23 protein-coding genes are annotated in these 25,225 nt (G+C 63.2%); 13 read left to right on the forward strand and 10 right to left on the reverse strand.

Features of this window, described 5'->3' with window-relative positions; genetic code table 11:
* Nucleotides 1–310 precede the first annotated feature (310 nt).
* Nucleotides 311–1,075: a hypothetical protein gene (locus tag ACWICV_RS16690; RefSeq protein WP_105658967.1), complete on the reverse strand. Its 765-nt coding sequence runs from the start codon at nucleotides 1,073–1,075 to the stop codon at nucleotides 311–313.
* A gap of 113 nt (nucleotides 1,076–1,188) precedes the next feature.
* Between ACWICV_RS16690 and ACWICV_RS16695 the strand changes: the two genes are divergently transcribed.
* Nucleotides 1,189–2,379 (forward strand): alanine racemase, encoded by a 1,191-nt coding sequence (locus ACWICV_RS16695; RefSeq protein ID WP_434694068.1) that lies wholly within the window; start codon nucleotides 1,189–1,191, stop codon nucleotides 2,377–2,379.
* Nucleotides 2,376–3,677, forward strand: coding sequence for a D-arabinono-1,4-lactone oxidase (locus ACWICV_RS16700; RefSeq protein ID WP_286134713.1), 1,302 nt, complete (start codon nucleotides 2,376–2,378; stop codon nucleotides 3,675–3,677). Before ACWICV_RS16695 ends, ACWICV_RS16700 begins: the two co-directional genes overlap by 4 nt.
* On the opposite strand, the gene ACWICV_RS16705 is transcribed toward ACWICV_RS16700, so the two are convergent.
* Together ACWICV_RS16705 and ACWICV_RS16710 are read right to left on the reverse strand one after the other, a co-directional pair.
* On the reverse strand, nucleotides 3,674–4,711 hold the full coding sequence (locus ACWICV_RS16705; RefSeq protein ID WP_400291582.1) for an endonuclease/exonuclease/phosphatase family protein: 1,038 nt from the start codon (nucleotides 4,709–4,711) through the stop codon (nucleotides 3,674–3,676). The two genes, ACWICV_RS16700 and ACWICV_RS16705, sit on opposite strands and share 4 nt — an antisense overlap.
* 73 nt (nucleotides 4,712–4,784) lie before the next feature.
* A complete protein-coding gene (locus ACWICV_RS16710; RefSeq protein ID WP_105662732.1) occupies nucleotides 4,785–6,455 on the reverse strand; it encodes a thiamine pyrophosphate-binding protein in 1,671 nt (556 codons plus the stop codon).
* 461 nt (nucleotides 6,456–6,916) lie between these two features.
* Between ACWICV_RS16710 and ACWICV_RS16715 the strand changes: the two genes are divergently transcribed.
* Nucleotides 6,917–7,198: a hypothetical protein gene (locus tag ACWICV_RS16715; protein ID WP_105658972.1), complete on the forward strand. Its 282-nt coding sequence runs from the start codon at nucleotides 6,917–6,919 to the stop codon at nucleotides 7,196–7,198.
* Nucleotides 7,199–7,502: 304 nt separating this feature from the next.
* On the opposite strand, the gene ACWICV_RS16720 is transcribed toward ACWICV_RS16715, so the two are convergent.
* Nucleotides 7,503–8,984, reverse strand: a complete 1,482-nt coding sequence (locus ACWICV_RS16720; RefSeq protein WP_105662734.1) for an amino acid permease — start codon at nucleotides 8,982–8,984, stop codon at nucleotides 7,503–7,505.
* Nucleotides 8,985–9,318: 334 nt separating this feature from the next.
* Between ACWICV_RS16720 and ACWICV_RS16725 the strand changes: the two genes are divergently transcribed.
* Complete coding sequence (locus tag ACWICV_RS16725; RefSeq protein WP_454091381.1) at nucleotides 9,319–10,779, forward strand: HNH endonuclease; 1,461 nt, start codon at nucleotides 9,319–9,321, stop codon at nucleotides 10,777–10,779.
* Nucleotides 10,780–10,901: 122 nt separating this feature from the next.
* Here ACWICV_RS16725 and ACWICV_RS16730 read toward each other — a convergent pair whose 3' ends face one another.
* Complete coding sequence (locus tag ACWICV_RS16730; protein WP_454091380.1) at nucleotides 10,902–13,733, reverse strand: FAD-binding and (Fe-S)-binding domain-containing protein; 2,832 nt, start codon at nucleotides 13,731–13,733, stop codon at nucleotides 10,902–10,904.
* A 130-nt stretch (nucleotides 13,734–13,863) separates the two neighbouring features.
* On the opposite strand from ACWICV_RS16730, the gene ACWICV_RS16735 reads away from it, so the two are divergent.
* The 9 genes from ACWICV_RS16735 (at nucleotide 13,864) to ACWICV_RS16775 (ending at nucleotide 19,866) form a co-directional block, all read left to right on the forward strand.
* Nucleotides 13,864–14,532: a GntR family transcriptional regulator gene (locus ACWICV_RS16735; protein ID WP_105662720.1), complete on the forward strand. Its 669-nt coding sequence runs from the start codon at nucleotides 13,864–13,866 to the stop codon at nucleotides 14,530–14,532.
* Nucleotides 14,533–14,536: 4 nt separating this feature from the next.
* Entirely contained in the window at nucleotides 14,537–14,989 is a 453-nt protein-coding gene (locus tag ACWICV_RS16740) for a hypothetical protein (RefSeq protein WP_105658975.1), read from the forward strand.
* Between the two features lie 119 nt (nucleotides 14,990–15,108).
* Nucleotides 15,109–16,494, forward strand: a complete 1,386-nt coding sequence (locus tag ACWICV_RS16745) for a rhodanese-like domain-containing protein (RefSeq protein WP_454091379.1) — start codon at nucleotides 15,109–15,111, stop codon at nucleotides 16,492–16,494.
* Nucleotides 16,495–16,526: 32 nt separating this feature from the next.
* Complete coding sequence (locus ACWICV_RS16750) at nucleotides 16,527–17,066, forward strand: rhodanese-like domain-containing protein (RefSeq protein ID WP_388026027.1); 540 nt, start codon at nucleotides 16,527–16,529, stop codon at nucleotides 17,064–17,066.
* A 3-nt stretch (nucleotides 17,067–17,069) separates the two neighbouring features.
* Nucleotides 17,070–17,939, forward strand: a complete 870-nt coding sequence (locus ACWICV_RS16755; protein WP_454091378.1) for a sulfite exporter TauE/SafE family protein — start codon at nucleotides 17,070–17,072, stop codon at nucleotides 17,937–17,939.
* A complete protein-coding gene (gene trxA / locus ACWICV_RS16760) occupies nucleotides 17,936–18,280 on the forward strand; it encodes a thioredoxin (RefSeq protein ID WP_105658979.1) in 345 nt (114 codons plus the stop codon). The genes ACWICV_RS16755 and trxA overlap by 4 nt, the downstream gene beginning before the upstream one ends.
* A gap of 27 nt (nucleotides 18,281–18,307) precedes the next feature.
* Nucleotides 18,308–18,586 (forward strand): metal-sensitive transcriptional regulator, encoded by a 279-nt coding sequence (locus tag ACWICV_RS16765; RefSeq protein WP_105658980.1) that lies wholly within the window; start codon nucleotides 18,308–18,310, stop codon nucleotides 18,584–18,586.
* A 23-nt stretch (nucleotides 18,587–18,609) separates the two neighbouring features.
* Nucleotides 18,610–18,768, forward strand: coding sequence for a hypothetical protein (locus ACWICV_RS16770; protein WP_166650877.1), 159 nt, complete (start codon nucleotides 18,610–18,612; stop codon nucleotides 18,766–18,768).
* A gap of 114 nt (nucleotides 18,769–18,882) precedes the next feature.
* Nucleotides 18,883–19,866, forward strand: a complete 984-nt coding sequence (locus tag ACWICV_RS16775; protein ID WP_400291557.1) for a diaminopimelate dehydrogenase — start codon at nucleotides 18,883–18,885, stop codon at nucleotides 19,864–19,866.
* A gap of 20 nt (nucleotides 19,867–19,886) precedes the next feature.
* Here the strand turns inward: ACWICV_RS16775 and ACWICV_RS16780 are convergent, their stop codons facing one another.
* From ACWICV_RS16780 to ACWICV_RS16800, 5 genes are all read right to left on the reverse strand, one after another.
* Nucleotides 19,887–20,339 (reverse strand): pyrimidine dimer DNA glycosylase/endonuclease V, encoded by a 453-nt coding sequence (locus ACWICV_RS16780; RefSeq protein WP_105658982.1) that lies wholly within the window; start codon nucleotides 20,337–20,339, stop codon nucleotides 19,887–19,889.
* A 9-nt stretch (nucleotides 20,340–20,348) separates the two neighbouring features.
* Nucleotides 20,349–20,774 carry a DUF779 domain-containing protein gene (locus tag ACWICV_RS16785; protein ID WP_013347532.1) on the reverse strand — a complete coding sequence of 142 codons (426 nt, stop codon included), beginning with the start codon at nucleotides 20,772–20,774 and terminating at the stop codon, nucleotides 20,349–20,351.
* Nucleotides 20,775–20,942: 168 nt separating this feature from the next.
* On the reverse strand, nucleotides 20,943–21,974 hold the full coding sequence (adhP, locus tag ACWICV_RS16790; RefSeq protein ID WP_013347531.1) for an alcohol dehydrogenase AdhP: 1,032 nt from the start codon (nucleotides 21,972–21,974) through the stop codon (nucleotides 20,943–20,945).
* A gap of 149 nt (nucleotides 21,975–22,123) precedes the next feature.
* Complete coding sequence (gene adh, locus ACWICV_RS16795; RefSeq protein WP_332727351.1) at nucleotides 22,124–23,647, reverse strand: aldehyde dehydrogenase; 1,524 nt, start codon at nucleotides 23,645–23,647, stop codon at nucleotides 22,124–22,126.
* Between the two features lie 165 nt (nucleotides 23,648–23,812).
* Nucleotides 23,813–25,033 (reverse strand): GAF domain-containing protein, encoded by a 1,221-nt coding sequence (locus ACWICV_RS16800; protein WP_400291555.1) that lies wholly within the window; start codon nucleotides 25,031–25,033, stop codon nucleotides 23,813–23,815.
* Nucleotides 25,034–25,225 lie beyond the last annotated feature (192 nt).

A 25,225-nucleotide genomic window follows, 5' to 3' on the forward strand; every position in this document is an offset into this window, starting at 1 on the left:
TCCCATTCTTTTCAATTGTTGTCCACAAGACTGTGGAAAAACCTTGATTTTCTGGGGTTCTGCCACCGTTTCACATCCGGTTATTTCTTCCGTTTCGTTCTCGGCGACAAGGAAAAACTATACACAGGTTTTGGGGGTCCTGCAAATCGGGTGGGTGGTTTTTGACGGTGACCGTGCACACTTAATTCCGGAGCGCCGGTTAAAGCCCGGGTTCATGCGGTTCGGTGCTCGCAAAAATCTGTAAAACGCATAAAAATTCGTCTTAAAAGCCGGTAGCCGACCACCTCAGTGGCCGGCTACCGCGATTCAGCTAGTCCTCGACGATCTCTGCGTCAATGACTCTAGGATCATCCAGGGGCAGAGAGCTTGGCGCCACCGTGGGAATGCCGGCGAAGGCCACTGCCGCATTCTCGATCACGCGCTTGGCCATATATCGATTGCCTACGCCACCGATGGCCGCGCCGACCCCAAACGGAACCAAACGGCCGATGGTGCTAGCCGCTTGGGTGCCAATGATCTTGCGCAGGAACTTCTTCTGCATGGTGCGCTGCATTGCAGAGTAGATGCTCGTGGACTTGCTGGCACCGAATGACTTGGCCCATCCCTGGATTGGACCCCCACCGCGACCTGCGGCCTGGGAAGTCAATCCGGCAATCATCGAGCTGCCCTCATCGCCCATCATGATGCCCATAACCAGGACTCGTGATCGATCCGGATCGTCGATGGCTATGCCGTGCAGCTCTGCCAGGCTTTGCGCATACAGCGCCGAGGCTTCCAGGAAGCCCAGGGTCGCAGCTATGGATAGGCCCAGGGCGATACCGGTACCAACAGCGGGAACGGCTGCGGTTCCACCCACGGCTGCACCGGAACCGGTAACTACGCGCAGGTAATCGCGCTCGACAATAGCTGCCAGCTGGGCAGTAGTAGCGTCAGGGTGCTTTTTGCGCAGCCTCTTGATGTAGGCAAGCACCAGCGGGCGCTGCACGCCGATGCCTTTCATGATGGCGTCCTGCACGCCGGAGCGCGGCTTTCCATCTTTGCCAATCAAAGTCATTGAAATCGGATCGTTTTTCATGATGGCTCCAGCTTAACCGCAAGACCCTGAGAGTTACCTTGGGCTTTGCGCTTTCAAGCAAGCGTCTTGAAAAATTCCTTGAAACTCCCCGACGCTGGTGCAAGAGTTGGCCTATGAAGAACGCTCAGGCCAAACGGTATAACCACGCCTTGAAAAGCGCCGGGATCTCGGAGCATCCGGTCGCGCTGCTCGATCTGGATGCCTTCGATTCCAACGTGATCGCCCTGCGCGAACGGGCCGGAGGTGTGCCGATTCGCATCGCGTCCAAATCCCTGCGTGTACGCAAGGCATTGGAACGGGTCCTGGATGAGCCCGGTTTCCGCGGCGTTCTCTGCTTCACCTTGGCCGAAGCATTATGGCTGGCCAGCCATGGCTTGAAGGACTTGGTGGTTGCCTACCCGCAAACCGATGCCGAAGCGATCAGCCGGTGGGCCGCCAGCGAACAGGCACGCGAAGAGGTAACGCTCATGGTGGATACCCAAGAGCAGTTGGATTTGATCGACAGGATCGCACCGGGGCACGGGCCGCTGAAGGTCGCCCTGGAACTGGATGCTGCCTATTACCCCAGCAGCAACCTCCGTATCGGCGCCGCGCGTTCCCCGCTGACCCGGCCGGAACAGGTCGCCGAACTGGCCGCCCAGGTGCACCGCCGGCGCAACTTCATCTTGGACGGGCTGATGTGCTACGAATCCCAAATCGCTTCGGTCCCCGATGGGGGTTTCAGCCCCAGGGCACTGATCGCCCGCAAGCTGCGCCAAGCCAGCGCCGCCGAATTGGCGGACCGCCGGGCCGAAACCGTGGAATTGGTACGGGAGCTCGGCGACCTGCGGTTTGTAAATGCCGGAGGTACCGGTTCGGTAGAAAGCACCATCCAAGAACCAGCGGTAACCGAAATCGCCGCGGGCTCAGGATTATTCGCGCCCGCGCTCTTCGATTCCTACCGCGCATTCCGCCCCACCCCTGCCCTGTACCTGGGATTCCCGGTAGTCCGCCGTCCCGATGAGCGAACGGTCACCATCCTTGGTGGCGGTTGGGCCGCATCGGGCCCAGCCGGCAAGGACCGCTTGCCCACCATCGAGCATCCCAAGAAGCTTCGCTACCTGGCCATGGAAGGAGCCGGCGAAGTGCAGACTCCGCTCACTGGCCCGTCGGCGCACCGCATTGCCATAGGCGATACCGTGTGGCTGCGCCATGCCAAGTCCGGCGAACCGGCCGAACGCGTTAATAAGGCGGCGGTGTACTCCAAGGGCAGGATCGTCGAACAATGGCCTACTTACCGTGGAGAAGGGAAAGCATTCCTGTGAGTACTTTCAGGAATTTCGCACGCACCGTGGTCTCCCACCCAGCAGCTGTCCATTCTCCGCGCAGCATCGCAGAATTAGCGCAGAGCCTGGAGCAGGCCGCCGACCAGCACCAGCCGGTGCGCACCGTCGGCGCAGGCCATTCCTTCACTCCGCTGGCAGATACCGACGGGATCTTGCTGAATCTGGATGGCTTTCGCGGCATCGAGGAAGTCGACGCTCGCACCCACGAGGTGACGTTCCGCGCCGGAACCCGGCTCTGGCAGATCCCCGCCCTGCTCAGGCCCTTCAACCTCGCGTTGGAGAATATGGGAGATATCGACAAGCAGTCGGTCGCTGGAGCAATCAGCACCGGCACCCACGGCACGGGCCTGGAATTCAGCGGATTCAGCGCAACGGTCACCGGAGTGCAGCTCATGCTGGCCGATGGGACCCATCTGCGCGCCAGCGCGCAGGAGAATAGCGAATTATTCGAGGCGGCCCGGCTTGGCCTGGGAGCACTGGGGGTACTCACCCACGTTCGGCTGCGGTGCGTTCCCTACTACATGATGCGTGCAGCCGAATCCATCGAACCCATCGGGCAGATCGCCGAAAGCTTTGTTGATCGTGCCCGGCAAGAAGACCATCTGGAATTCTTCTGGTTCCCGGGCACCAGCAAAGCCCAGGTGAAGATCAATACCCGGCTCGACGGCCAGGTCCCTGCCGATCAACCGCCTGCGGCGGCCCGCTGGCTGAACGATGAACTGCTCTCCAATGGCGCGTTGCAGCTGCTCAGCTCGCTGAGCGCAGCGGTCCCCCGGACCACTGCCAAATTGAATGAGGTGGCTTGCGCTGCCCTGCCGGAGCGCAGCAGCATCGCGCCATGGAATGAAGCTTTCACCAGTGCGCGACGGGTGCGCTTCACCGAGATGGAGTATGCGCTGCCGCTAGCTGGCTTCGATGAAGCTTTCGCGAAGGTGCGAGCGTATTTCAGGCGTTCGGGAATTGGAGTTTCTTTCCCTGTCGAGGTGCGTACCGCGGCCGGGGACTCCACCTGGTTGGGTACCGCCAGCGGCAGGCAGACAGCATACATTGCCGTGCACCGCTACATTCGGGATAAGGCTCCGGGATACTTCCCGGCCATGGAAGAGATCTTCCGTTCTTTGGGCGGCCGGCCGCATTGGGGCAAGGAACATAGCCTGCAAGCAGCGGATTTGGCGCAGCTCTACCCGAAATTCAGCGATTTCACGAGGGTGCGCCAAACTGCCGATCCGGAGGGACGATTCCTCAATCCTTATCTGCGGGGTTTGCTCGGCATCTAGAACTGGACATCGGTCCAGATCAGCGGGCTTGATGCTTTCACCAAGTCCGGAACCGTTCCGGGCAGGGGCTGGGGACTGCTTGGCGGATGCTCCTGGATGCGGCCCTGGCCCAATACCTGCCAAGTTGCGCTGGGGACCAGGTAGCTGCCGGAATCATTCAAAGCATTCGCGCGCTTGAGCCCCTGGAGGAATGGTTCAACGCGATCTGCCGCGTTCTCCTGCAAGCCAAGTGCGCCGGCGATGACATAGCGGTCTTCGCCGACTCCTTCTGCTTGCTCGCCCTCATCGGTGCGAACGTAGTCCTCTCCGGCCAGGTAGCCGGTGAGAACCTTCAGCTCATCAGCCTGGCGTGCCTTGGCGAATTCCTGGTCCTGCGCATCTGGCTGGGTTTGGGTCGCAAGAATATGCACCGGCTCGCCACGGTATTGGATGGGAATGTCCCACAGCCCGGTGCTCATCACCGGAATGGAGGCGGCCAGCACACCAGAGAAGTCGGTGTGGTGCATCATGTCGTTGGCAACGTCCTGCCACTTGAGCTGGGAAACGCTGGTGACCTGGTCTTGTGCAATCGGGTACTTCGATAGCACGACAATCGAACCCTGCTCGGCGAATGCAGCCTGGCCCCACGCATCCTCGGCGCCGCCGATGACGCCATCAGCGTTCAGATCGGCACCGCTTTGCAGGCCCTTGGAGCCCACGGCCAGGTAGGAATACCCGTATTCCACATCGGCGCGGGCATCGTCGGGATTGTTCAGATACTGGTCGTTCAGTGCATCAACCGCGTCCTGGGTGGCGTCCATATCTGTCAGCACCACCACGTCCGCATTGGCGCTGCTGATCTTGTCTGCAACCTGCGCCGCCTGGCGGTCGGATCCGCGCATCAGGTTCGCGGGCAGCTCCTGGGGAGTTTCGCCGCTGAGATTTGCCTGGATGGTTGCCACGCGAAGCGAGGTCTCGGAAAGCTGCGCTGCGCTGGCACCCGCCGAGTCGCCAGGTCCAGTGGGTGCAGCAAAAGCGCCGGTTGCGGGGAACATCAACAGTGCCCCTAGACCCAGACTTGCTGTTCCGACTAATAACTTGCGCACTCAACCACCCTACGACGTTCGGCTACCGCTTGCCACCACCTTTACCGGATTGTAATGCCGCAGCCGCGGCGGCCTTCTTGTTCGCGGAAAGGACCTCGTCCATATAAGGAGCACGCACATGCATCGAGACACGGGCATCCACCAGGCACACGCCCCGGGCTCCGGCATCCACCCACTGCTGGACCCCGGCGAGGTCTTCGAGCGTGTCAACGCGGATTCCGGTGGCTCCCATGGCCTTGGCGATACCGGCGAAATCCACGGTCGGGATCAGCATCGGGTCTTCGTGCAGGCCGACGGATCCGTACTGGTGGATTTCCGCTCCGTACGCGGAGTCGTTGTAGATGACGATTACGCCACTTTCCACGGTGCGAACGATCGATTCGAGGTCCGCCAGGCCCATCAGGAAGCCGCCATCGCCGGCGGCCAGCACGACCGTGCGCCCCTGCGCCGCCGGGCCTGCGCCCACCATGGAAGCGATGCCCAGGCCGATGGACTGGTACGCGGTGCCCACGCAGCTCAAGGAGCGTGCACCGGTGGTCGACCAGTACATGGGCCCCCAGCCGATGAAGTGGCCGCCGTCTTGCACCAGCACGCGATTGGCCGGCAGGATCTTCTCCAGTTCGCTGGCCACGCGGCGCGGATCAAGCTGCCCGTCGGCGGCCAGGTCGTCACCGGCCGGACGGGTGCGCAGATTGGACAGGTCCAGGCTTGAACGCCATCCGCCCTGCGCCTGCTCCACCGCACCGAGCAGGTCCGCGGCGGCCAGGGTCGCATCGGCGGTGGCGAAATAGTCCACGCGCGGGTTGGTGGCGGCGCACCCCAGGTCGATCTGGATCAAGCTGGCATCCTGCGCGACCAGATCGCCAAAACGCATGGTGAACTGGTTCAACGAGGCGCCGAGCACCAATACCGTATCGGCCTGCGCGATGATCCGGGCGTTGGCCTCGGTGGAGAAGCCTCCGGTGATGCCCAAATCGAACTCGTAGTCCAGCAGGTCGCGGGCCAGCAGGGTACCCGAGGTGGTGGCGTCCAGCTTCTGCGCCAGCGACTGGACCTGCGCCGCGGCATCGATCGCGCCGCGGCCATAGAGGATGTGGGTGCGCTGCGAGGCGTTGAGCTTTCCAGCGATCTGCTCCAGCTGGGTGGAGTTCAGCTGCGGTGCCGGAGGGGTGCTGCGCAGGGAGGCGAAATCAGGCAGCTGCTCTTCGAGCGAATCCACCGCGGCCAAATCATAAGGGATCGCCAAAACAACCGGCATCCGTTCGCGCAACGCCAGGGCGGCCGCCTCCAGAGCGATGGCACCCGGGTTGTTGCGGTCAACGACGTAGCGCGGCGCTCGCACTGCTGTGTCGATCGCGGCCTGGTCGACGTCCCATCCACGCAGGCCGGAAGTTGGCGCGTCGCCGGTGACGAACAGCAGCGGGGTCCGGGCCGCGGCGGCTTCAGCCAGTGCGGTGATGGTGTTGGTGTAGCCGGCACCGTAAGTGGTGGAGGCGATGGCCAGCTTATTGGAGATGCGGAAGTAGGCGTCGGCGGCCGAAACGGCGGCCGATTCGTGGCGCACGGCGGTGTAGTCGAAGCCTGCACGCACTGCGGCGTCGAGGAAGTGGGCATTGCCGTTGCCCATCAATCCGAAGATCCGCGGGGCCAGCGGCTTGAGGGCGTGGGCAATGGCAGCTGAAACGCTAGACATTATGGACTCTTTTCAAGAAATCGTGCTGAAGAAATTCCATATATGTCTGCCGTTACCGGTTGCTGGACCGCAACGGGTATCGCCCCTTTTGAGAGCGCCGGAACCTGGCGGGGCCATGTTCCTGACTCACTGATGATAAGGCAGGAACCGCGCCTGGCGCTAGGCCGCTAGTGCGCCTTCCCATTAACACTTCCCCGGGGGCGATCTCGCAGCGTTCCGAGCGATGCGCCCACGCACCTCGGTCCTGCCCCCGCGCTTGGCTGCACCGGACGCCGAATGGCGCCACCGTGGCCTGCGCGCCGTGCACGGGGCCAAAAGTTTCACCCGGGCTCGGTGTTCGAAGTCGAAGTGTCATCCGAAAGTACCATGTACAGCAATTTTCAGATTCGATACTATCGAAATAACACTTAGTTGACTTGATCTTTATATGACAACTATCGGACATTATAGAGAAGGAACGCATGCTGAAGTTCTTGGGAATCACCTCTGAAGCACCTGCCGACGGATCAATCCCCGCGTGGCAGGGCGTCTCCAAGAAACACCGGGGCATCGCATTCGCCATTTCGCTTGCGCTGGGATTGGCCACGTTCCTGGTAACCCGCTGGCTGCTTTCCGACCTGCCGCCAGAAGGCTACTTGCCGCTCGTTCCCTGGAACGCGGCCGCCGCCATTCTGCTCATCAGCACGCTGGTGGCCGAGCGCGGATTGATCCGCAACGCGCCCGCCGAAACCTGCGAAATCTAGGCGCCAGAACTGGGGGCGGTACGGAAAGCCGCACTCGCCCCCAACTTCGCGGAACTTCGCTGCTGCTCATCAAGCGCGGCGAACGGCGAATTCAGCAGCGCGACGGGCATTAAGCGCCCGGTGCGATCCGCCAGCCATTCGTCATGGACGAGGCCAGCGACCTGCCCGGCTACGGCGAAACTGCCGATGGAGCGCTCTTCGACTACGGCTTCGGGCTCAGCTACCAGGGCAAGTAGTTAAAGGGGCGGGACCCGGCATGCCTGTGGCTGCCGGGTCCCGCCCGCTTGCTGCGTGCTGCGCGCAGCTACTTTTCGTTTCCGTGGCTGGCCGCGTAGTCCTGCGCGCTCATCTGGCCCAGGCGCGAACGGCGCCGGCCGTAGCCAAGGTAGAGCGCTGCGCCGACGATCATCCAGATGATGAACACCAGCCAGGTATGCCAACCGAGCTGGCTCATCAGGAACAGGCAAGCGAAGATGCCCAGGATCGGGGTGAGCGGGTACAGCGGCACGCGGAAGGTGCGCTCGGCCTTGGGCTGGGTTCTGCGCAGGTAGATCACCGAAGCGCCCACCAGCGCGAAGGCGAACAGCGTGCCGATGCTGGTGGCGTCGGCCAGTGCGCCCAGCGGGATGAACCCGGCCGTGACCGCCACCAGGATGCCGGTGATCCAGGTGCCGGCGACCGGGGTGCCGGTGCGGGCCGAGACCTTGCCGAACACCGCGGGCACCAGCCCGTCGCGCGACATGGCCAGCAGGATGCGGGTCTGGCCGTAGAGCACGGTGAGCACTACCGAGGCGATGGCCAGCACGGCGGCGACCGCGAAGACCAGCACGAAGATCGGCTGCCCGGTCAGTTCGCCGATGATCTGCACCAGCGGCGCCTGTGCGCCTTCGAACCAGTTCCATTCGCGCGCGCCGATCGCCGAAACGGCCACCAGCACGTAGCTGATGGTCACGATCAGCATGGAGAGCATGATCGCCCGGGGCAGGTCGCGCTTCGGGTTCTTGGCTTCCTCGCCGGCCGTCGAGGCGGCGTCGAAGCCGATATAGGAGAAGAACACGCTCGATGCCGCCGCGGTCACGCCGGCGGCGCCCATTGGCAGCAGCGGCTCGAAGTTGCCCGCATTGAAGGCGCTGAAGGCGACGGCCGAGAAGAAGAGCAGGATGCCGGCCTTGATGGCCACGACGATCGAGTTCACGATGGCCGACTCGCGCGCCCCGCGCACCAGCAGCAAGGTGGCCAGTGCGACGACGATCAGCGCCGGCAGGTTCACCACTCCGCCGTCGGCCGGGCCGCCAGCCAGCAGCTCGGGCAGCTCCATGCCGAAGGTGCGCAACGTTTCGTTCACGTACTGGCCCGAACCCACGGCCACCGCAGCCACCGACACCGCGTATTCGAGCACCAGGCACCAGCCGCAGATCCAGGCGATGCCTTCGCCCATGGTGGCATAGGAATAGGAATAGCTGGAGCCGGAAACCGGAACCATGCCGGCCATTTCGGCATAGGACACCGCCGAAAGCAGCGCGGTAATGCCCGCGATCACGAACGAGATCCAGATGGCCGGACCGGCGATCGGCACGGTATCGCCGAGGATCACCAGGATGCCGGTGCCCATGGTGGCGCCGACGCTGATCATGGTCAGCTGCCACATGCCCAAGGTGCGGCGCAGCTGGCCTGCCCCTGCATTGGTTTCCGCTTCGGCGATCATATTCGTGATCGACTTGCGGCGGCGCAGCTGCGCGCCCAGCAGGGTGGCCGGACTGGAGCTCACGGACGGTTTGCGGTTCATCGCGGATCCTCAAGGGAAATGGTGGTGCTGCCTCGCCCCTGCCTAGGATGCGGCCGGGCGCTGCGCGTGGAAGTTCTGAACTGGAATATCATGTCATAATCCAGCTGGTCCCGACTTTTCAGGAATCCGGCGGGTTCGCACTAATTCCCGCTTCTTCTTGGGCATTAGCCGTATTTGCGCATCGCTCGGCAGTCAGCTTTTGAGATGGATTTCATGATCAGGAATGCATATTTATGCATTTCATTCCGCTTCGCGCGCTCTCGCCTATCGAAAACCCCTGAAGTTTTCCACACTATTAGAAGACATATTCGAACAAGCGAAGTATGATTCGAACATGTCCGAAGCAAAGGCGCACGGAAACAGCCTCACCCCACCAGCACCCCCCGAGGAATTCGACCTCCACGTCCAAACCGTGCAAAACGACCTCTCCGCCCTCGAGGAACACGGCAGCAAAGCCGACTGCGCCCACGGCATCGAACTGCTGGAAGCCCTCATCTCCGCAGCACGCTGCAAGCAGGCCGGCCTCGCCCACCAAATCGAAAAAGAATACGTCCGCGACCACGAAGAACGCGGCATCCACCTCGATGACCAAACCCGCGGCGCAGCCGCCTGCGTCGCCCTGGCCCGCAAGCAATCACCGCACGGCATGCGCAACTACCTGGTCAATTGCCGCATCCTCTTCGAAGACACCCCGAACCTCGCCGCCGCCTGCGCCCGCGGCGAATTCACCGAAGCCCAAACCCAAGCCATCCTCACCCCGCTCCAAGACCTCAAACCCCAGCGCCGCACCGAATTCGACCAGCTCTACGCCCAGAACCCGCACATGTTCGAATCCACGGGCACCACCCAAATCAAGGAAACTGTCCGAAAATTCGCCCTGGCCTACATCTCCGACCCCGACTCCATCAAGCAGAAAACCGTCGAAGAACAACGCAACCTCACCCTGAAAATCGACGACCAGAACGGCCGCATCATCATCCACGGCGAATACCCCCTGCTGCAGGGCATGTGCCTCAAACGCTACCTCGACGAAGAATCGAGAACCCTGCGCAAAAAAGGCGACCCGCGTACCCGCACCCAGATCCGCGCCGACCTGCTCTTCAGCTACATGATGGTCGGCGAACCCTCCAAAATGCCCATCGCCCTGCAAGTCGCGGTAGTCATGACCGACCGGGCCCTGTTCGCCGGCGAACGCAAACCAGCCTACCTGGAAGGCTACGGCTTCATCCCCGCCCAGAGCGTACGCGAATGGATCAGCGGACACCAGATCCCCAACAGCCTGACCTTCGACCAAATGGACGCCAAACCCACCACGGAACTGATCGAACAACTCGACGTGCGCACCGAACTCGCCCGCCTCTACACCGCACCCGGCGACCAGGACCTGATCGCCATGGACTCCAAAGCCCGGATCTTCCCGGAAAAGCTCAAGAAGTTCATCGCGATCCGCGACCGGCACTGCCGCACCCCGTTCTGCGACGGCATCGTGGAGGAAATAGACCACGTCAAGCAATACGCCCGCGGAGGCAAGAGCACCGTCTTCAACGGCGATGGCCGCTGCGCTAGTTGCAACAAAGCCAAGGAAGCCGCCGGCTGGTACGAATACACGACCTACGGCAACGGCCACACCATCATGATCTGTCCCGGCTCGGCGATGTCCTACAAGTCCACCGCCCCGCCAGCCACGGGCTACGCGCACAAGCCGTTCCCGCAATTGAGACGCGACTCGAAATGGATACAGCAGCTCAAGGAACGGCTGAAGCCCAAGGATGGCCCTGAAGACATCGCAGCCTGACTCCCGGCAAGCAACCATTGCGCGTACTCATGGCTTAATGCCGCTCGACGCCACCGGCTTTGCGCAGCATCCTGCGACAAAGCCGCCTGGAAACTACTTTCCAAGCGGCTTTGCTCCGACCTCTACTTGCTGGCGGCGTCTGCCAGCAGTTCAACGATGTGGCGGTATTCCTTGCCCGTCGCACGGGTCATGCCCAGTTCACAGGTGCGGTTGCACGAAGCGTGTTCCTGCGCATCCAGTTCACGAACCTCGGCAGCTTCGCGAGCGGTAGCCGACTCGGTCAGCTCCGGATGCAGCATGCCGCGGTCACCGGCAAAACCACAGCAGCCCCAGTTCACCGGGGTGTTCACGGTATCTGCCACAGCCTCTGCGATCTTCTGCATGTCCGGGTTCAGGCCCATCTGCGTGGACGAGCAGGTTGGGTGCAAGGTGACCGAGGAGATCTTCTCGAGCGCTGGCAGCTTCTCCAGCAAGTGCTGCGAAGTGAACGCCAGCAGGTCAACCACTTCGTAGCCATGCTCGGCCAGGGTATGCGCAAAGCCTTCGGTGCAGCTGGAGGCATCGGAGATGATCGGCAGGACCTTGCCCGGCATGGACGCACGGACTTCTTCCAGCACGCGCTGGCCCATGACCTCATGGCCCTGTTCGTAGCCCTTGGAAGTCCACGGGGTACCGCAGCAGGTGGATTCAATGCCCTCGGGGACGTAAACCGAGACGCCAGCAGCGTGCAGCAGCTTGGTGAACGCCGGGGCAACTCCTTCCCCATCTCCTGCAGGGCCGAACATCGAATTCACGCAGGCTGGCAGGTAGATGGCCAGCGGCTCGGTGCCAGCTGCACCCAAGTTGCCGGCCATGGGCTTGCGCGCCTTGCCACCGCCGGGCAGGTCGGCATCGTAACGTGGCATGGTGTCGGTGCTGACCAACTTGCGCGCAGCATCGGTGGCACCGCGGACCAGCGAAGCAGGGAATTTATCGGCGATGCTCAGGGCCAGCGAACCAGCGCGCGTGGCAGGTCCCCATCCCTTGGCTGCGGCCTTGAAGCCGGCTTCCAGGACCGGGTGCGCGTCTTCGCGGCGCAGGCGCTTGACCAGCAGGCCGGTGTTGATGCCCACCGGGCAGGCGGTGACGCACATGCCGTCCACGGCACAGGTCTGCACGCCGTTGTATTCGTAGTCGCGCTCCAGTTCGGCCGCCAGCTCGGCGTTGCCCTCGGCCTCGGCCTTGGCGATGGCCCGGCGCACGACGATGCGCTGGCGCGGGGTCAGGGTCAGGTCCTTGGACGGGCAGACCGGCTCGCAATAGCCGCATTCCACGCAGTGGTCGGCCTCGATCTCGATGGTCTCGTTGAGCTTGATGTTGCGGATGTGCGCGGCGTGGTCTTCGTCGATGATCACCCCGGGGTTCATCATCAGGCGGGGGTCGCAGGCGGCTTTCAGCTCCAGGTGCACCTCGTAGAGCTCATCGCCGTACTGCGCGCGCACGAACGGCGCCATGGCGCGGCCGGTGCCGTGCTCCGCCTTGAGGTTGCCGTCCTTGTCCAGAATCAGCTGGACCATCTTGTCGTTGAAGGAGTTGTACCGGTTCAACGCCGCATCGCCTTCGAAACGGTCGGTGAGCATGAAGTGGATGTTGCCGTCCTTGGCGTGGCCGAAGATCACCGAATCCGCGTAGCCGTACTCGGTGAACAGCTCCTGCAGGCTGTCGCAGGTTTCGGCCAGGGACTCTACCGGGACCACGACGTCTTCGAGCAGCGCGGTGGTGCCTGTGGCGCGGGCACCGGCTACCGAAGCATACAGGCCCTTTCGGAACTTCCACGCGGCCTGGCGGTTCTTCGCATTTGGGGACAGCACCGCTGGGGCCCGCAATGCCGATGCGTCGAGCAGCGACTGGCCAGCGGAGCGCAGCCCGGCCAGTTCCTCTTCGGTGTCCGCATGGTATTCGACCAGCAAGGCGGCCTGCTGGTCGACGTCGAAGCCCATGATGGCATCCGGCACGCCGGGCAGCGACTGGCCCACGCGCAGCGACGTGGAATCCATCAGCTCCAGGGTGGCGGCGCCGGAATCCACGAGTTCAGGCAGCGCCCGGGTGGCCAGATCCAGGTTATCGAAGACGGCCAAGGTGGCAATGGCCAGCTTGCGGATCGGCACGGTGCGGAAGACGGCCTCGGCGACGAAAGCCAGGGTGCCCTCGGAGCCGATGATCAGGTGTGCCATCAGCTCTGCCGGGGTGTCGTAGTCCAGGAAGGCATTGATGCCATAGCCCATGGTGTTCTTCAGCGCGAAGTGCTTCTCAATCTTGGCGACCGAGGCCGGGTTGCTGCGCACGCGCTGGCCCAGCTTGTCCAGCGTGGCGACCAGTTGCGGTTCAGCGGCGGCCAGCTTGCGGTCGGCCTGCGGATCCGCGGTGTCGATCATGGTGCCCGAGGGGAGCACGAAAGTCATGGATTCCAGGGTGCGGTAGGTGTTGAACTCGGTGCCGCAGGCCATGCCCGAGGAGTTGTTCGCGATCACGCCTCCGATGGTGCAGGCCGCCTCGCTGGCCGGATCCGGCCCCAGCTTGCTGCCATAGACGGCCAGGCGCGCGTTGACCTGGCGGACGGTGGCACCGGGCTGCACGCGCACGCGCGCTCCGTTATCGAGCACGGTGATGCCGCGGAAGTTGCGGCGCACATCAATCATCAGTCCGTCGCCACTGGCTTGCCCGGCCAGCGAGGTGCCGCCCGAGCGCAGGGTGACCGGCTGGTTGCCGCGCGCGGCCGCAGCCAGCAGCGCGGAGACTTCCGCGGCGTCCTTGGCCAGCACGACAGCTTGCGGCGTGTACAGGTAGTGCGAGGCATCCGAGGCGTAGGCAACGCGGTCGATGGATCGGGTCTTGACGCGATCCTGGTCGCCGACCAGATCGAGGATGCAAGATGAAACCGTCGTTTCTCCGAGTGCTGGCGTGCTCAATGCCATGGTGCGCTCCTGTGCAGTTGGCAAGCGGCGCTTGCCGAATACGGAAATTGTCTTACAAGTACACAAGCCATAGTAGTACTATTCATGGGATACTTGTTAGGTAAATTTTCCGCGGCTCGAAAGGACCCTGATGGCGGCCCGTTTAGGTGTGGTTTCCGTGGTTCAGGCCGTCGTCAAGTCCCTGCGTGCCCGGATTTTCAGCGGGGAACTGTCTCCCGGCACCCCGCTGGGCGAAGTGGACGTCGCCGCGCACTATGAAGTGGCCCGGCCAACCGCCAAGGCCGCGCTGGAGAACCTCGTTGCCAGCGGCCTGCTGACGCGCAACGCGCATCAGAGCGCGAAAGTCACGCTGCTCTCATCCGCCGACGCCCGCGACATCTACCGCACCCGCGCCATCATCGAAGCAGAGGCCGTGCGGCTGCTGGCCAGCACCGGACAGGTCCCGGAAGCTGCACGCGAGGCCAATGCCGAAATCACCGCACTGCGCGATGCTTCCCCGATCCAGATCGTCAATCCGGATGTCCGCTTCCACTCCGCACTGGTCCAGGCCCTGGATTCGACCCGTACCAGCGCAATCTACGGCCAGCTCAGCGATGAGATCCGCCTGTGCATGACCCACGTCCAGGATGCAACGCTGCTGAACACCGCGGACATCGCCAGCGAACATGAACGCCTGCTCGAATGCATCGCCGCCGGCGATGCCCAGGGCGCGGCAGAGGTTTTGGCCCAGCACCTCTCCCGCGCCAGCACCCGATTGGCCGAGCACCTCGACAGCCTTTCGCAAGGTAGGCGAAGATAGGAGCATGGGCATTTTCGCAAGCAGGAAAAGCATTGAGCAGGACTTCGCGCGCATGACACAGCGCCTGGATGCGGTAGCCGCCTTCCAGGCCGAGGGGCTCAGCGCGAAAGCGCGCGTCCTGGCCACGGGCCTGCGAAAGATTGTTCCCGAAGCCGGGTTCGAGCTGGCTGCCAAGGATGCCACCGCATGGATCCACGCGCACGAGGCCCTGCGCCTGCTGGAAGGCACCATCTCGATCCTCGAGGGTTGGAACGGTTCACCCGACGAGGTCTTCATCTCCAGGGCGGCGAGCGCATCGCCCGATTCCCCGGCTGGTGAGGCGATGTCCGATGTTCCAGCCGATCACCTGGGTATTCTGCGCCCCGCAGACGACGGCACCCTGCAGCTATTGGCAACCTTGGACCCCGCGGAGCAGCTGCGGCTAACCGGCTGGCTGCGCACTTTCACCCGGGCATAAAAACACCTTTCCCACCTAGCGGCATTGCGGGCCTCCGCACATACCCCCACCCGTATTTTTGACATACCCCCGGGGGTATAGACTAGTCTGGTTCCAATCCACCTTGAAAGGAACCAACCATGCTGCTTGAACGCCTCTACGACGAAGATCTCGCGCAGGCCAGCTACTTCATCGGCTGCCAGGCCAAAGGCGAAGCTCTCGTGGTCGACGCGCGCCGCGACATCGCCGACTACCTTGCCCTGGCTGCCAAGCACGGCATGCGCATCACGGCCGTCGCTGAAACCCACATCCACGCCGACTACCTTTCCGGAACCCGCGAACTAGCCGCCGCCACCGGCGCCACCAGCTACGTTTCGGGCGAGGGCGGCAAAGATTGGCAGTACGGATTCGAGGCAGAACGTTTGATGGATGGCGATATCATCACGCTGGGCAACCTGCGCATCGCCGCCCGCCACACCCCGGGCCACACCCCGGAGCATCTGGCTTACGCCATCACCGACGGAGCCTTCAGCCAAGACCCTGGCTACCTGCTCTCCGGCGACTTCATCTTCGCCGGCGACCTAGGCCGTCCGGATTTGCTGGACGAGGCCGCCGGCGGTGTCGATACCCGCTTCGAAGGCGCCCGCGATCTCTTTGCTTCGCTGAAGAAAACCCTGGCAGAATTGCCCGATTACATCCAGGTGCATCCAGGCCACGGCTCGGGCAGCGCCTGCGGCAAAGCGCTGGGCGCGGTCCCTTCCACCACGTTGGGCTACGAACGCGAGTTCGCCTGGTGGAGCACCTACCTGGCCAACGACGACCAGGACGGCTTCATCGCCGAACTGCTCAACGGCCAGCCTGACGCCCACGCCTACTTCGGCCGCATGAAGCGGCAGAACCGCCTGGGCCCAGCCATCCTGGGCCAGCTCGACCCCCTAGCTGAAATACCCGTCCAGCAGCTCCTCCAGCAGGTGGAGGCGGGGGTCTCGGTGTTCGTCGATACCCGTGGGTACACCCAGATCGCCGCAGGCACCGTTCCCGGCGCGCTGTCCATCCCGGGTACGGCGAAGACCGCCAGCTTCGGCGCCTGGGCCTACGATCCGGAAAAGGACCAACGCGCCCTGATCGTGCTGGCCGAGACCGGCGAACACGCCGCGACGATCCGCGCCCACCTAATGCGCGTGGGCATCGACGCGGTCAAGGGTTTCACCACCAGCTTGGAAGGCCTGCCAACGGTGAAGCCGAAGTCGATCACCCCGGCACAGCTGGACGATTTCGAGTACGAGATGCTGCTGGATGTCCGCAACAAGACCGAGTTCGCCGCCGGGCATATCCCGGGCGCCAAGCAGCTGTCCGGCGGACGGGTGTTGTGGAATCTCGATCAGCTGCCCGACGGCGGCACCATCGTCACCTACTGCCAAAGCGGCATGCGCAATGCCGTGGCCGCCAGCGCACTGCGCGATGCCGGCTACAACGTCGTCGAGCTTGAAGGCAGCTACCTCGGCTGGTCCTCCTTCGCCAACTAGCCACCCCCGCCACGAAAGCTGAACTGCATTCAATGACTACCCCTTTGACCACCATGGACGCCGAAGCACTTAGATGCTTGGTGGAAGCCCCCGACACGGACCTCGCCTTGATTGACGTGCGCACCGCGGGCGAATTCGAAACCCTCCACATTCCCGGCTCGTACAACGTGCCGCTCGAAGAATTCACCGCCAACGCCACCGAGGTGCTCGCCAAGATTCCAGGCAAGCCGGTGCTGATCTGCCACAGCGGCAACCGTGCTTCCAAGGCGCAGCGTGCCCTGCAGGAGCAGCAGATCGAGCACAGCACGGTACTGCTTGGCGGCGTCACCGCCTACGAAAATGCCGGCGGCACCATGGTGCGCGGCGTGCAGCGTTGGGCGCTGGACCGCCAGATGCGCATGACCGCAGGTTCCGTGGTGCTCGCCGGGTTGCTCGGAGCGAAGTTCATCTCCCCGAAGTTCGCCTATCTTTCGGCGGCCATCGGTGGCGGACTGGTGTTCTCAGCCCTGCGGGATTCTTGCCCGATGATCAGCTTCTTGGGCAAGATGCCCTGGAACAAAGTAAAGAAGTAGGCCATGGAGTTCGGACCGCTGCTGGTTCTGGCCCTTGCACTAGCGAGCATCGTCGGGCTGTCCCTGGGACTGTTCGGCGGCGGCGGTTCAATCCTGATGGTTCCCCTGCTCAGCTATGTAGCCGGGTTGCCCGCCAAGGAAGCGATCGCCACCTCCCTGCTGGTGGTCGGTGCGACCTCGGCAACGAGCCTGATCCCGCATGCCCGCAAGGCCAATGTGCGTTGGAAACAGGGGATGGTCTTCGCGGCCACCAGCATGCTTGGCGCCTTTGGCGGCGGGCTGCTGGCCAGCGGGATCCCTGCCCAGCTGCTGATGCTCGGTTTCGCGATCATCATGCTGGCCAGTGCCCGCGGGATGATCCGCGGACGGAAAAACACTGGCAGCGCAACACAGCCGTTGTGGCTGTCCGCCCCGGTCGGCTTGGGCATTGGCATGGTCACCGGCCTGGTCGGTGCCGGAGGCGGTTTCCTGCTCGTCCCTGCACTGGCTTTGCTGGCCGGGCTGTCCATGCAACAGGCGGTGGGCACCTCCCTGCTGGTGATCACCCTGAATTCGATCACTGGCCTGGCCGGGCAGTTGAATTCAGTTGCACTGGATTGGCCGCTGGCCGCAGGGCTGGCGACCACCGCGATCCTCGGTTCGTTGATCGGCGCACGGCTTTCGCGCAGGATCGACGAACGCGCTTTGCGCAAGGGTTTCGGCTACTTCGTCTTGGCCATGGGCGTGTTCGTGCTCAGCCAGGAACTGCCGGCTCCCGGCGGGCTGGTCGTAGTTGCGGTTGCAGCCCTCGCGGGCGCATTGGTGCTGCTGTGCAACAAAATTCCGGCGATGGGGGCGCGCTGCCCGCTCGTTCTGAAAGGAGAAACCCGATGAAGCCGCTTGAATTGTCAGCTTCGAACTTCGCTGGGTTCATCGCAAGGAACCGGCTGGTGCTCGTGGATTTCTGGGCGCCTTGGTGCGGTCCTTGCCGCGGCTTTGCCCCGATTTTCGACGAAGCATCCGCGGCGCATCCTGAAATCGCCTTCGCCAAGGTGAATACCGAAACCCAGCCGGATTTGGCGCAGGCAGCCCGGATTGCATCCATACCGACGCTCATGGCGTTCAAGGATGGGATACTTGTACATTCAAAACCCGGAGCGTTGAGCTCTGGCGCTATGGAGCAGTTGCTCGTCCAACTCAAACACCTGGATGCCGAAATTGCAGAAGACGACTAACCCGCTACCCGTACCAAGGAGAAATTGATGCGTACTGCTGACGAAGCGACCCGCAAGCGGATCCTCAACCGCCTTAAGCGTGCCCGAGGCCAGCTTGATGCGGTGATCAACGCCGTGGAAACCGATGGTTCGTGCAAAGAGGTAGTCACTCAGCTGGCCGCCGTCTCCACCGCGCTGGACCGCGCCGGATTCGCCATTGTCTCCACCGCGATGCAGTACTGCATCGCCGATCCCGAGAAGGCTTCCGAGGAAGAAGACGGCCTGAGCGTCGAAGAACTCGAAAAGCTCTTCCTCTCCCTGTCCTGATTACTGACGAAAAGGAAAAAATTATGTGCCGCCAGGTTCAATGCAAGATCTGCCAGAAGACCACGTGGGCTGGCTGCGGCCAGCACGTTGAAGCAACTATGCGCAATGTCCCCAATAAGGACCGCTGCCAGGGCCACGAAGCCGAACCGAAGAAGGGCTTCTTCAAGCGCCTGTTCGGCTAAGCCGGGGTCATAGAGGGTCAAGGGTTTCACTGCCCCGGGATTCGTTGGCATAATCCGAAGTATTTAGCCCATCCGCGGCTGAGCAAACTTCACTCCCCCAAGGAAACGGCAGGCATGACTTCAAAGATCCGCATCGGTATTGCTGGCTATGGGAATCTGGGACGCGGCGTCCAAGCCGCGATCGCCAAGAATCCGGATATGGAGCTGGTGGGCGTCTACACCCGCCGTGATCCGCAGGCCCTCCAGCTGGCTCAGCCGGCACCGCGGTTCGGCATCGATGAGCTGGAAAAGCACGCCGCACAGATCGACGTATTGATCCTTTGCGGCGGCTCGAAATCGGACTTGCCGCAGCAGGGCCCGAAGTTCGCGGCGCTGTTCAACACCGTGGACAGCTTCGATACCCACGCCCGCATCCCCGAGTACTACGCGTCCATCGACGGCCCGGCGAAGGCAGCTGGCAAGACCGCGCTGCTCTCCGTGGGCTGGGATCCGGGCATGTTCTCGATCAACCGTGTCTTCGGGGAGGCCTTGCTGCCCGACGGCGAAACCTACACCTTCTGGGGCCGCGGGCTGAGCCAGGGGCATTCGGATGCGATCCGCCGCGTCCCGGGCGTCGCCGCCGGCGTGCAGTACACCATCCCGAGCCAGGAGGCTATCGACCGGGTCCGGGCCGGCGAGCGCCCTTCCTTGAGCACCCGCGAGAAGCACCAGCGCGAGTGCTTTGTCGTGCTCCAAGACGGTGCCGATCCGGAGTCGGTGCGCGAAGCCATCGTGACCATGGAGCACTACTTCGACCAGTACGACACCACGGTGCAGTTCATCGACGAGCAGAGCTTGGCCGCCGAGCATTCGAATATGCCGCATGGCGGGTTCGTGATCCGTTCGGGCAATACCAGCGACGAGCAGAAGCAGGTCATCGAGTATTCGCTGGCCCTTGGCTCCAACCCGGAATTCACTTCCAGCGTGCTGGTGGCTTACGCCCGGGCCGCCTTCCGGATGAACCAGCGCGGCATCACCGGTGCGCAGACCGTTTACGATGTGGCCCCGGGGCTGCTCTCGCCCAAGTCCCCCGCACAGTTGCGCGCAGAGCTGCTCTAGGATTTTGCCGGGCCAGCAGCTCATCCGCTGGCGAGCGCATCCTTCTCCCAGGCCTCCACTGGCCCCGGGACCTGCACGAACAGCGGATGCAGGGCCACCTGCCCTGCCGGTTCCAAGCGGGCGATGCGCGCGGGATCCCGGACGGAGAGCTTGCGCAGCAGGTGCTCGCGCTCGAAGTGCACCTGCCCCTGGGTGACCGGGATCTTTTCCAGCTGCGCGGCGGCTGCCGGATGCAGGATTTTCGCGGCGTCGAAGCGATAGCCCCGGACAGCCGCTTCATCCCACAAGCCCTGCAGATAGCCGCCCATATGCACCAGCGGGGCGGGCTGCGCCTTGAACCGGAGAAGCTGCGGGTGCCCGGTATAGCCCTTGGTCTGGCCGGCGAGCACCTTCTGGGCCAGCAGTGTTTCACGCCAACAGGCAACCAGCCCTTTGGCGTCGAGCAATGAGGGGTGCAGGGACCACAGTCGCATGGGCCAAGCCTAGTCGGGGTTCGGGCCAGCCGGGAACTCGATGATCTCGCTGCGGATCAAGAAGCGCTTGCCCTCCGGGGCTTCGACGGAGAAACCGGATCCCCGCCCGTTGACCACGTCCACGGTGAGCTTGGTGTGCTTCCAGTATTCGAATTGCTCCTTGGACATCCAGAAATCAATGTCGCCCAGGGCGGTGCCATCAGCGCCGTCCAGGGAAAGCACGCCGAGCCGGATGTCCGATCCCCCGGTGCGGAACTCGCCGGCCGGATAGCACATCGGCGAGGACCCGTCGCAGCATCCTCCGGACTGGTGGAACATCAGCGGGCCATGGATCCCCCACAGCTTGCGCAGCAGGTCCAGGGCTTCGGAGGTGAAGGCCACCCGCGAGAACTCTTCGCCCTCGATTGCGGCGCGCGTTTCGGTTACGGTGCTCATGTCCTGCTCCTGCCTCGTTGTCCACGTCCGGATTTATCTCGTTGTGGCCAGTGTCCTCTTTTTGGGCCGCACCGTCCATCGCTCGGCCAGGGCGGCCAGGACACCGGTACCGGATGCCGCTTCGAAAAGCCGCATCCGGTACCGTGCCATCAACCGTTGCGGATCCGGCTACGCCCTGCCGGCGTAGTCGATGACAACGCGCCCATCGATCTTGCCATGGCGCATTTCGTCGAATACGGCGTTGATGTCTTCCAGCGGGCGGGTATGGAAGGTCGGCTTGATCTTCCCTGCCGCATAGAATTCCAGCGCCTCGATCATGTCCTGCCGTGTTCCCACGATCGATCCGCGGATGGTCAGGCCCTTGAGCACGATGTCGAAAATGGGTGCGGGGAAATCACCGGCGGGCAGCCCGTTGAACACGATCGTTCCGCCGCGCCGGGTCATGCCGATCGCTTGCCCGAACGCCTTTGGATGCACCGCCGTAACCAGCACGCCGTGCGTTCCGCCAACCTTCTGCTGGATGATCTCGGCCGGGTCCTGGGCGAAGGCATTGACGGTGATTTCCGCTCCATGCTTCGAGGCCAGCGCCAGCTTGTCATCGGCCACGTCAATGGCGATCACCCGCATGCCCATGGCCACCGCGTACTGCACCGCGATATGGCCCAGTCCGCCGATACCCGAAATAGCCACCCACTGGCCGGGCTTGACCTCAGTCATCTTCAGGCCCTTGTAGACAGTCACTCCCGCGCACAGCACCGGCGCGATTTCATGGGGATCCGAGCCCTCCGGGATGTGCGCGGCATAGCGGGAATCCACCAGCATGTACTGGCCGAAGGAACCGTCCACGGAGTATCCGCCATTGGACTGGGCTTCGCACAGCGTCTCCCAGCCGGTGCGGCAGTACTGGCAGTGCCCGCAGGCGCTGGCCAGCCACGCGTTGCCGATCATGTCCCCGAGCGCGACCTCGGTGACTCCTTCGCCGAGCTTTTCCACGATGCCCACGCCTTCATGCCCGGGAATCAGCGGAAGCTTCGGCTTGACCGGCCAATCGCCCTCGGCGGCGTGCAGGTCGGTGTGGCAGACGCCCGAGGCGATCAGCTTCACCAGCACCTGGCCGGGGCCCGGCTCGGGGATCTCGGCGTCCTTCACCTGGAACTCTTCGCCGAAGCCTTCGACTATTGCAGCTTTCATCTTGCTCATGTACTTTGTCCTTTGCATGGCATTCGAAGGTGCGGGGTGCCGGCTGGCGTGCGGGGGATGAGGCCAATCGATCCCCGGACGCTGTCCCGGCTGGCCCCGCACCTTCGAGGTCTGTTGTCATCTCGTGCTGCTCGTGGCAGCTACTGCTCCTAGAAGAAGCCCAGCTTGTCTTCCGAGTAGGAAACCAGCAGGTTCTTGGTCTGCTGGTAGTGGTCCAGCATCATCAGGTGGTTCTCGCGGCCGATACCCGAGGACTTGTATCCGCCGAAGGCCGAGTGCGCCGGGTAGGCGTGGTACTGGTTGACCCACACGCGTCCGGCCTGGATGGCGCGGCCGGCACGGTAGGCCACGTTGCCATTGCGGCTCCACACCCCCGAACCCAACCCGTACAGGGTGTCGTTGGCGATGGAGATCGCGTCGTCGTAGTCCTTGAACTTGGTCACCGCTACCACCGGCCCGAAGATCTCCTCCTGGAAAATGCGCATGTCGTTGGTGCCCTCGAAGATGGTCGGCTGCACGTAGTAGCCGCCGGAGAGCTCTCCGCCCAGATCCGCCCGTCCCCCGCCGAGCAGCACCTTGGCGCCCTCGGACTTGCCGATGTCCATGTAGGAGAGGATCTTCTCCAGCTGGTCGTTGGATGCCTGGGCACCCATCATGGTGTCGGTATCCAGCGGGTGTCCCTGCTTGATGGCCTTGGTGCGGGCCACCACATCGCCCATGAAGCGGTCATAGATGCTTTCCTGGATCAGCGCACGCGATGGGCAGGTGCAGACTTCGCCCTGGTTCAGCGCGAACAGCGTGAATCCTTCCTGCGCCTTGTCGTAGAAGGCGTCATCCTTGGCAGCGATGTCCTCGAAGAAGATGTTCGGGGACTTGCCGCCCAGTTCCAGGGTGACCGGGATCAGGTTTTCCGACGCGTACTGCATGATCAGCCGGCCGGTAGTGGTTTCGCCGGTGAAGGCGATCTTGCGGATGCGCTTGTTGGAGGCCAGCGGCTTGCCGCATTCCACGCCGAAGCCGTTGACCACGTTCAGCACGCCGGCTGGAAGCAGATCGCCGATCAGCTCCATGAGCACCAGGATGCTGGCAGGGGTCTGCTCGGCGGGCTTGAGCACGATCGCGTTGCCGGCAGCCAGAGCGGGGGCGAGCTTCCAAACGGCCATGAGCAGCGGGAAGTTCCACGGGATGATCTGCCCGACCACGCCCAGCGGCTCGTGGTAGTGGTACGCGGTGGTGTCCTCATCGAGCTGGGAGAGGCTGCCTTCCTGGGCGCGGATGGCGCCGGCGAAGTAGCGGAAGTGGTCCACTGCCAGCGGCAGGTCGGCATTCAGGCACTCGCGGATCGCCTTGCCGTTATCCCAGGTCTCGGCCACGGAGAGCATTTCAAGGTTTTCCTCGATGCGGTCCGCGATCTTGTTCAGAATGACGGCGCGTTCGGCCGGGCTGGTCTTGCCCCAGGCGCCAGCCGCCGCATGCGCCGCGTCCAGTGCTACTTCGACGTCCTCTGCGGTGGAACGGGCCACCTCGCAGAAGACCTTGCCGGTGACCGGGGTGATGTTCTCGAAGTACATGCCCTTGACCGGGGCTACCCATTCACCGCCGATGTAGTTCTCGTAGCGCGGCTTGAAATTGACCAGTGCTCCATCGGTATTCGGGTTTGCGTAAACCGCCATTGCTCCACGTCTCCTTAATCGGATGTCCTGGCCGCGACGGCATCATCGCGGAACCATGCTTGTGACTCTAGTCACATAAAGGTTGCAGGTAGGTTGCAACGGACGTGCATGATGCCCGTAGCGGCAACTCCGGGCCTAGCGGGTGGATCGGCAATGCCCGGGAACCTAGTTCTCGATGGCCTGGACTTCGGCGACGACAAGTGAGCGCGCTGGGGATTGCGCGGGCAATTCCCGCAAGGCCGCACGCAACAGGCCCGGGTCGGCAAGCTGGCGGCCCAGGTTCAGCAGCTGATGCGCAGTTCCTCGATCCAGCACCATTTCACGCAGCGCAGCTTCGGTCCGGTACAGCAGCGCAACGATCCCTGGCGCCTGGGAGCGGGCCAGCAGGCCCGGCGAGTACAGCGGCAGGGCCGTATCGAGATCACCCTGCTCCAGGGCATGCCATAGGCGGCCAAGGGTCGTATGCAGGTCCCACTGAAGGCGGTATGGGCGTGAAGTCAAGGCACGCCCGCCTGGGCCTGCGAGCACCTTGCGCAGCCTGACAATTTCGGCGCGGACCGTGCCTTCGGCCGCAGCATCAGGACGTTCGAACAGCTCTTCCACCAGCTGGGCAGTGCTCAAGCCCTCCCGGTAATGCGCCAGGAGGGTCAGGATCTCTGCATGGCGGAGGGAAATCGGCGCGGATCCCAGATGTGCCCCGTCAGAGCGCCCCAAGTCCAGGTAGTCGGGGTCGGCGACGACTCCGGCACCTGGCAAAAGCAGCTGCGTTTCCGCAGCCATGACCGCCGCCTGCAGCAGCGGCAGGGAGTGCGTGGCTATGGCTTCCGGTCCACCGGTCAGGTCTATTGCGCCAATCACCTGCCCCGTGCGCGGATCGCGAATCGGTACCGCCGAGCAGCTGTAGCGGTGGGCTTGCTCGTAGAGGTGCTCAGCCCCCGACACTTGCGAGCCGGTCCCGGTTGCCAGCGCCATGCCCGGCGCGGATGTGCCAACACTCTTTTCCGCCCAGTCGGCACCTGCCATGAAGCCCACGTGCTCGGCTTGGCTCATTGCGCCATTTCCACCCGCCACCCACAGCAAGGTGCCGCCAGCATCCGCAAGAGCCACCAAGAGATTGGCATCCGCGGCAGCGGGGACCAGGAGCTTTTCGAAAACGGGCCAGATTCGCTGGAGCTCGCTGCGCTCGCGGGCGAGACGCAGGTGGTCATCGCTCAGTACCGACGGAACGCGGAGATCAGCAGAATTCTCCAGTGACCGCTTCCAGGATTCACGCACGTCATTGCGCAAGGGGAGGTCGGTAACACCGGCGCCACTGGACCCCAAAAGCTCATGGGCATGCTGAGCGCGACGCGATGCGCCAGGCCAATCAATGGCGAACCCACTCATGCAATCCCCTCGCTAGCAAGGCTTATTCTCCGCAGTTCCCACAAGCCTAGGCGAAGGGCCGGGCCTTGAGAAGAGCCCGCCTTGCCCCGCAAATCCGATTAGGTGATAAATCGTCCGGAATTACGTCAAAAATAAGGCGATAAGTTGACTAGAAATTTATCTTCGGCAATTTCCGGGATTCCCCTTTACCAG

It is taken from the genome of Glutamicibacter sp. NPDC055354 (assembly GCF_053644955.1).

What these genes read in the sequence shown, in the direction of transcription:
- ACWICV_RS16690 (WP_105658967.1), bottom strand. Translation starts at nt 1,075, where the DNA reads ATGAAAAACGATCCGATTTCAATGACTTTGATTGGCAAAGATGGAAAG.
- ACWICV_RS16695 (WP_434694068.1), top strand. Translation starts at nt 1,189, where the DNA reads ATGAAGAACGCTCAGGCCAAACGGTATAACCACGCCTTGAAAAGCGCC.
- ACWICV_RS16705 (WP_400291582.1), bottom strand. Translation starts at nt 4,711, where the DNA reads ATGTTCCCCGCAACCGGCGCTTTTGCTGCACCCACTGGACCTGGCGAC.
- ACWICV_RS16710 (WP_105662732.1), bottom strand. Translation starts at nt 6,455, where the DNA reads ATGTCTAGCGTTTCAGCTGCCATTGCCCACGCCCTCAAGCCGCTGGCC.
- ACWICV_RS16715 (WP_105658972.1), top strand. Translation starts at nt 6,917, where the DNA reads ATGCTGAAGTTCTTGGGAATCACCTCTGAAGCACCTGCCGACGGATCA.
- ACWICV_RS16720 (WP_105662734.1), bottom strand. Translation starts at nt 8,984, where the DNA reads ATGAACCGCAAACCGTCCGTGAGCTCCAGTCCGGCCACCCTGCTGGGC.
- ACWICV_RS16725 (WP_454091381.1), top strand. Translation starts at nt 9,319, where the DNA reads ATGTCCGAAGCAAAGGCGCACGGAAACAGCCTCACCCCACCAGCACCC.
- ACWICV_RS16730 (WP_454091380.1), bottom strand. Translation starts at nt 13,733, where the DNA reads ATGGCATTGAGCACGCCAGCACTCGGAGAAACGACGGTTTCATCTTGC.
- ACWICV_RS16735 (WP_105662720.1), top strand. Translation starts at nt 13,864, where the DNA reads ATGGCGGCCCGTTTAGGTGTGGTTTCCGTGGTTCAGGCCGTCGTCAAG.
- ACWICV_RS16740 (WP_105658975.1), top strand. Translation starts at nt 14,537, where the DNA reads ATGGGCATTTTCGCAAGCAGGAAAAGCATTGAGCAGGACTTCGCGCGC.
- ACWICV_RS16745 (WP_454091379.1), top strand. Translation starts at nt 15,109, where the DNA reads ATGCTGCTTGAACGCCTCTACGACGAAGATCTCGCGCAGGCCAGCTAC.
- ACWICV_RS16750 (WP_388026027.1), top strand. Translation starts at nt 16,527, where the DNA reads ATGACTACCCCTTTGACCACCATGGACGCCGAAGCACTTAGATGCTTG.
- ACWICV_RS16755 (WP_454091378.1), top strand. Translation starts at nt 17,070, where the DNA reads ATGGAGTTCGGACCGCTGCTGGTTCTGGCCCTTGCACTAGCGAGCATC.
- trxA (WP_105658979.1), top strand. Translation starts at nt 17,936, where the DNA reads ATGAAGCCGCTTGAATTGTCAGCTTCGAACTTCGCTGGGTTCATCGCA.
- ACWICV_RS16765 (WP_105658980.1), top strand. Translation starts at nt 18,308, where the DNA reads ATGCGTACTGCTGACGAAGCGACCCGCAAGCGGATCCTCAACCGCCTT.
- ACWICV_RS16770 (WP_166650877.1), top strand. Translation starts at nt 18,610, where the DNA reads ATGTGCCGCCAGGTTCAATGCAAGATCTGCCAGAAGACCACGTGGGCT.
- ACWICV_RS16775 (WP_400291557.1), top strand. Translation starts at nt 18,883, where the DNA reads ATGACTTCAAAGATCCGCATCGGTATTGCTGGCTATGGGAATCTGGGA.
- ACWICV_RS16780 (WP_105658982.1), bottom strand. Translation starts at nt 20,339, where the DNA reads ATGCGACTGTGGTCCCTGCACCCCTCATTGCTCGACGCCAAAGGGCTG.
- ACWICV_RS16785 (WP_013347532.1), bottom strand. Translation starts at nt 20,774, where the DNA reads ATGAGCACCGTAACCGAAACGCGCGCCGCAATCGAGGGCGAAGAGTTC.
- adhP (WP_013347531.1), bottom strand. Translation starts at nt 21,974, where the DNA reads ATGAGCAAGATGAAAGCTGCAATAGTCGAAGGCTTCGGCGAAGAGTTC.
- adh (WP_332727351.1), bottom strand. Translation starts at nt 23,647, where the DNA reads ATGGCGGTTTACGCAAACCCGAATACCGATGGAGCACTGGTCAATTTC.
- ACWICV_RS16800 (WP_400291555.1), bottom strand. Translation starts at nt 25,033, where the DNA reads ATGAGTGGGTTCGCCATTGATTGGCCTGGCGCATCGCGTCGCGCTCAG.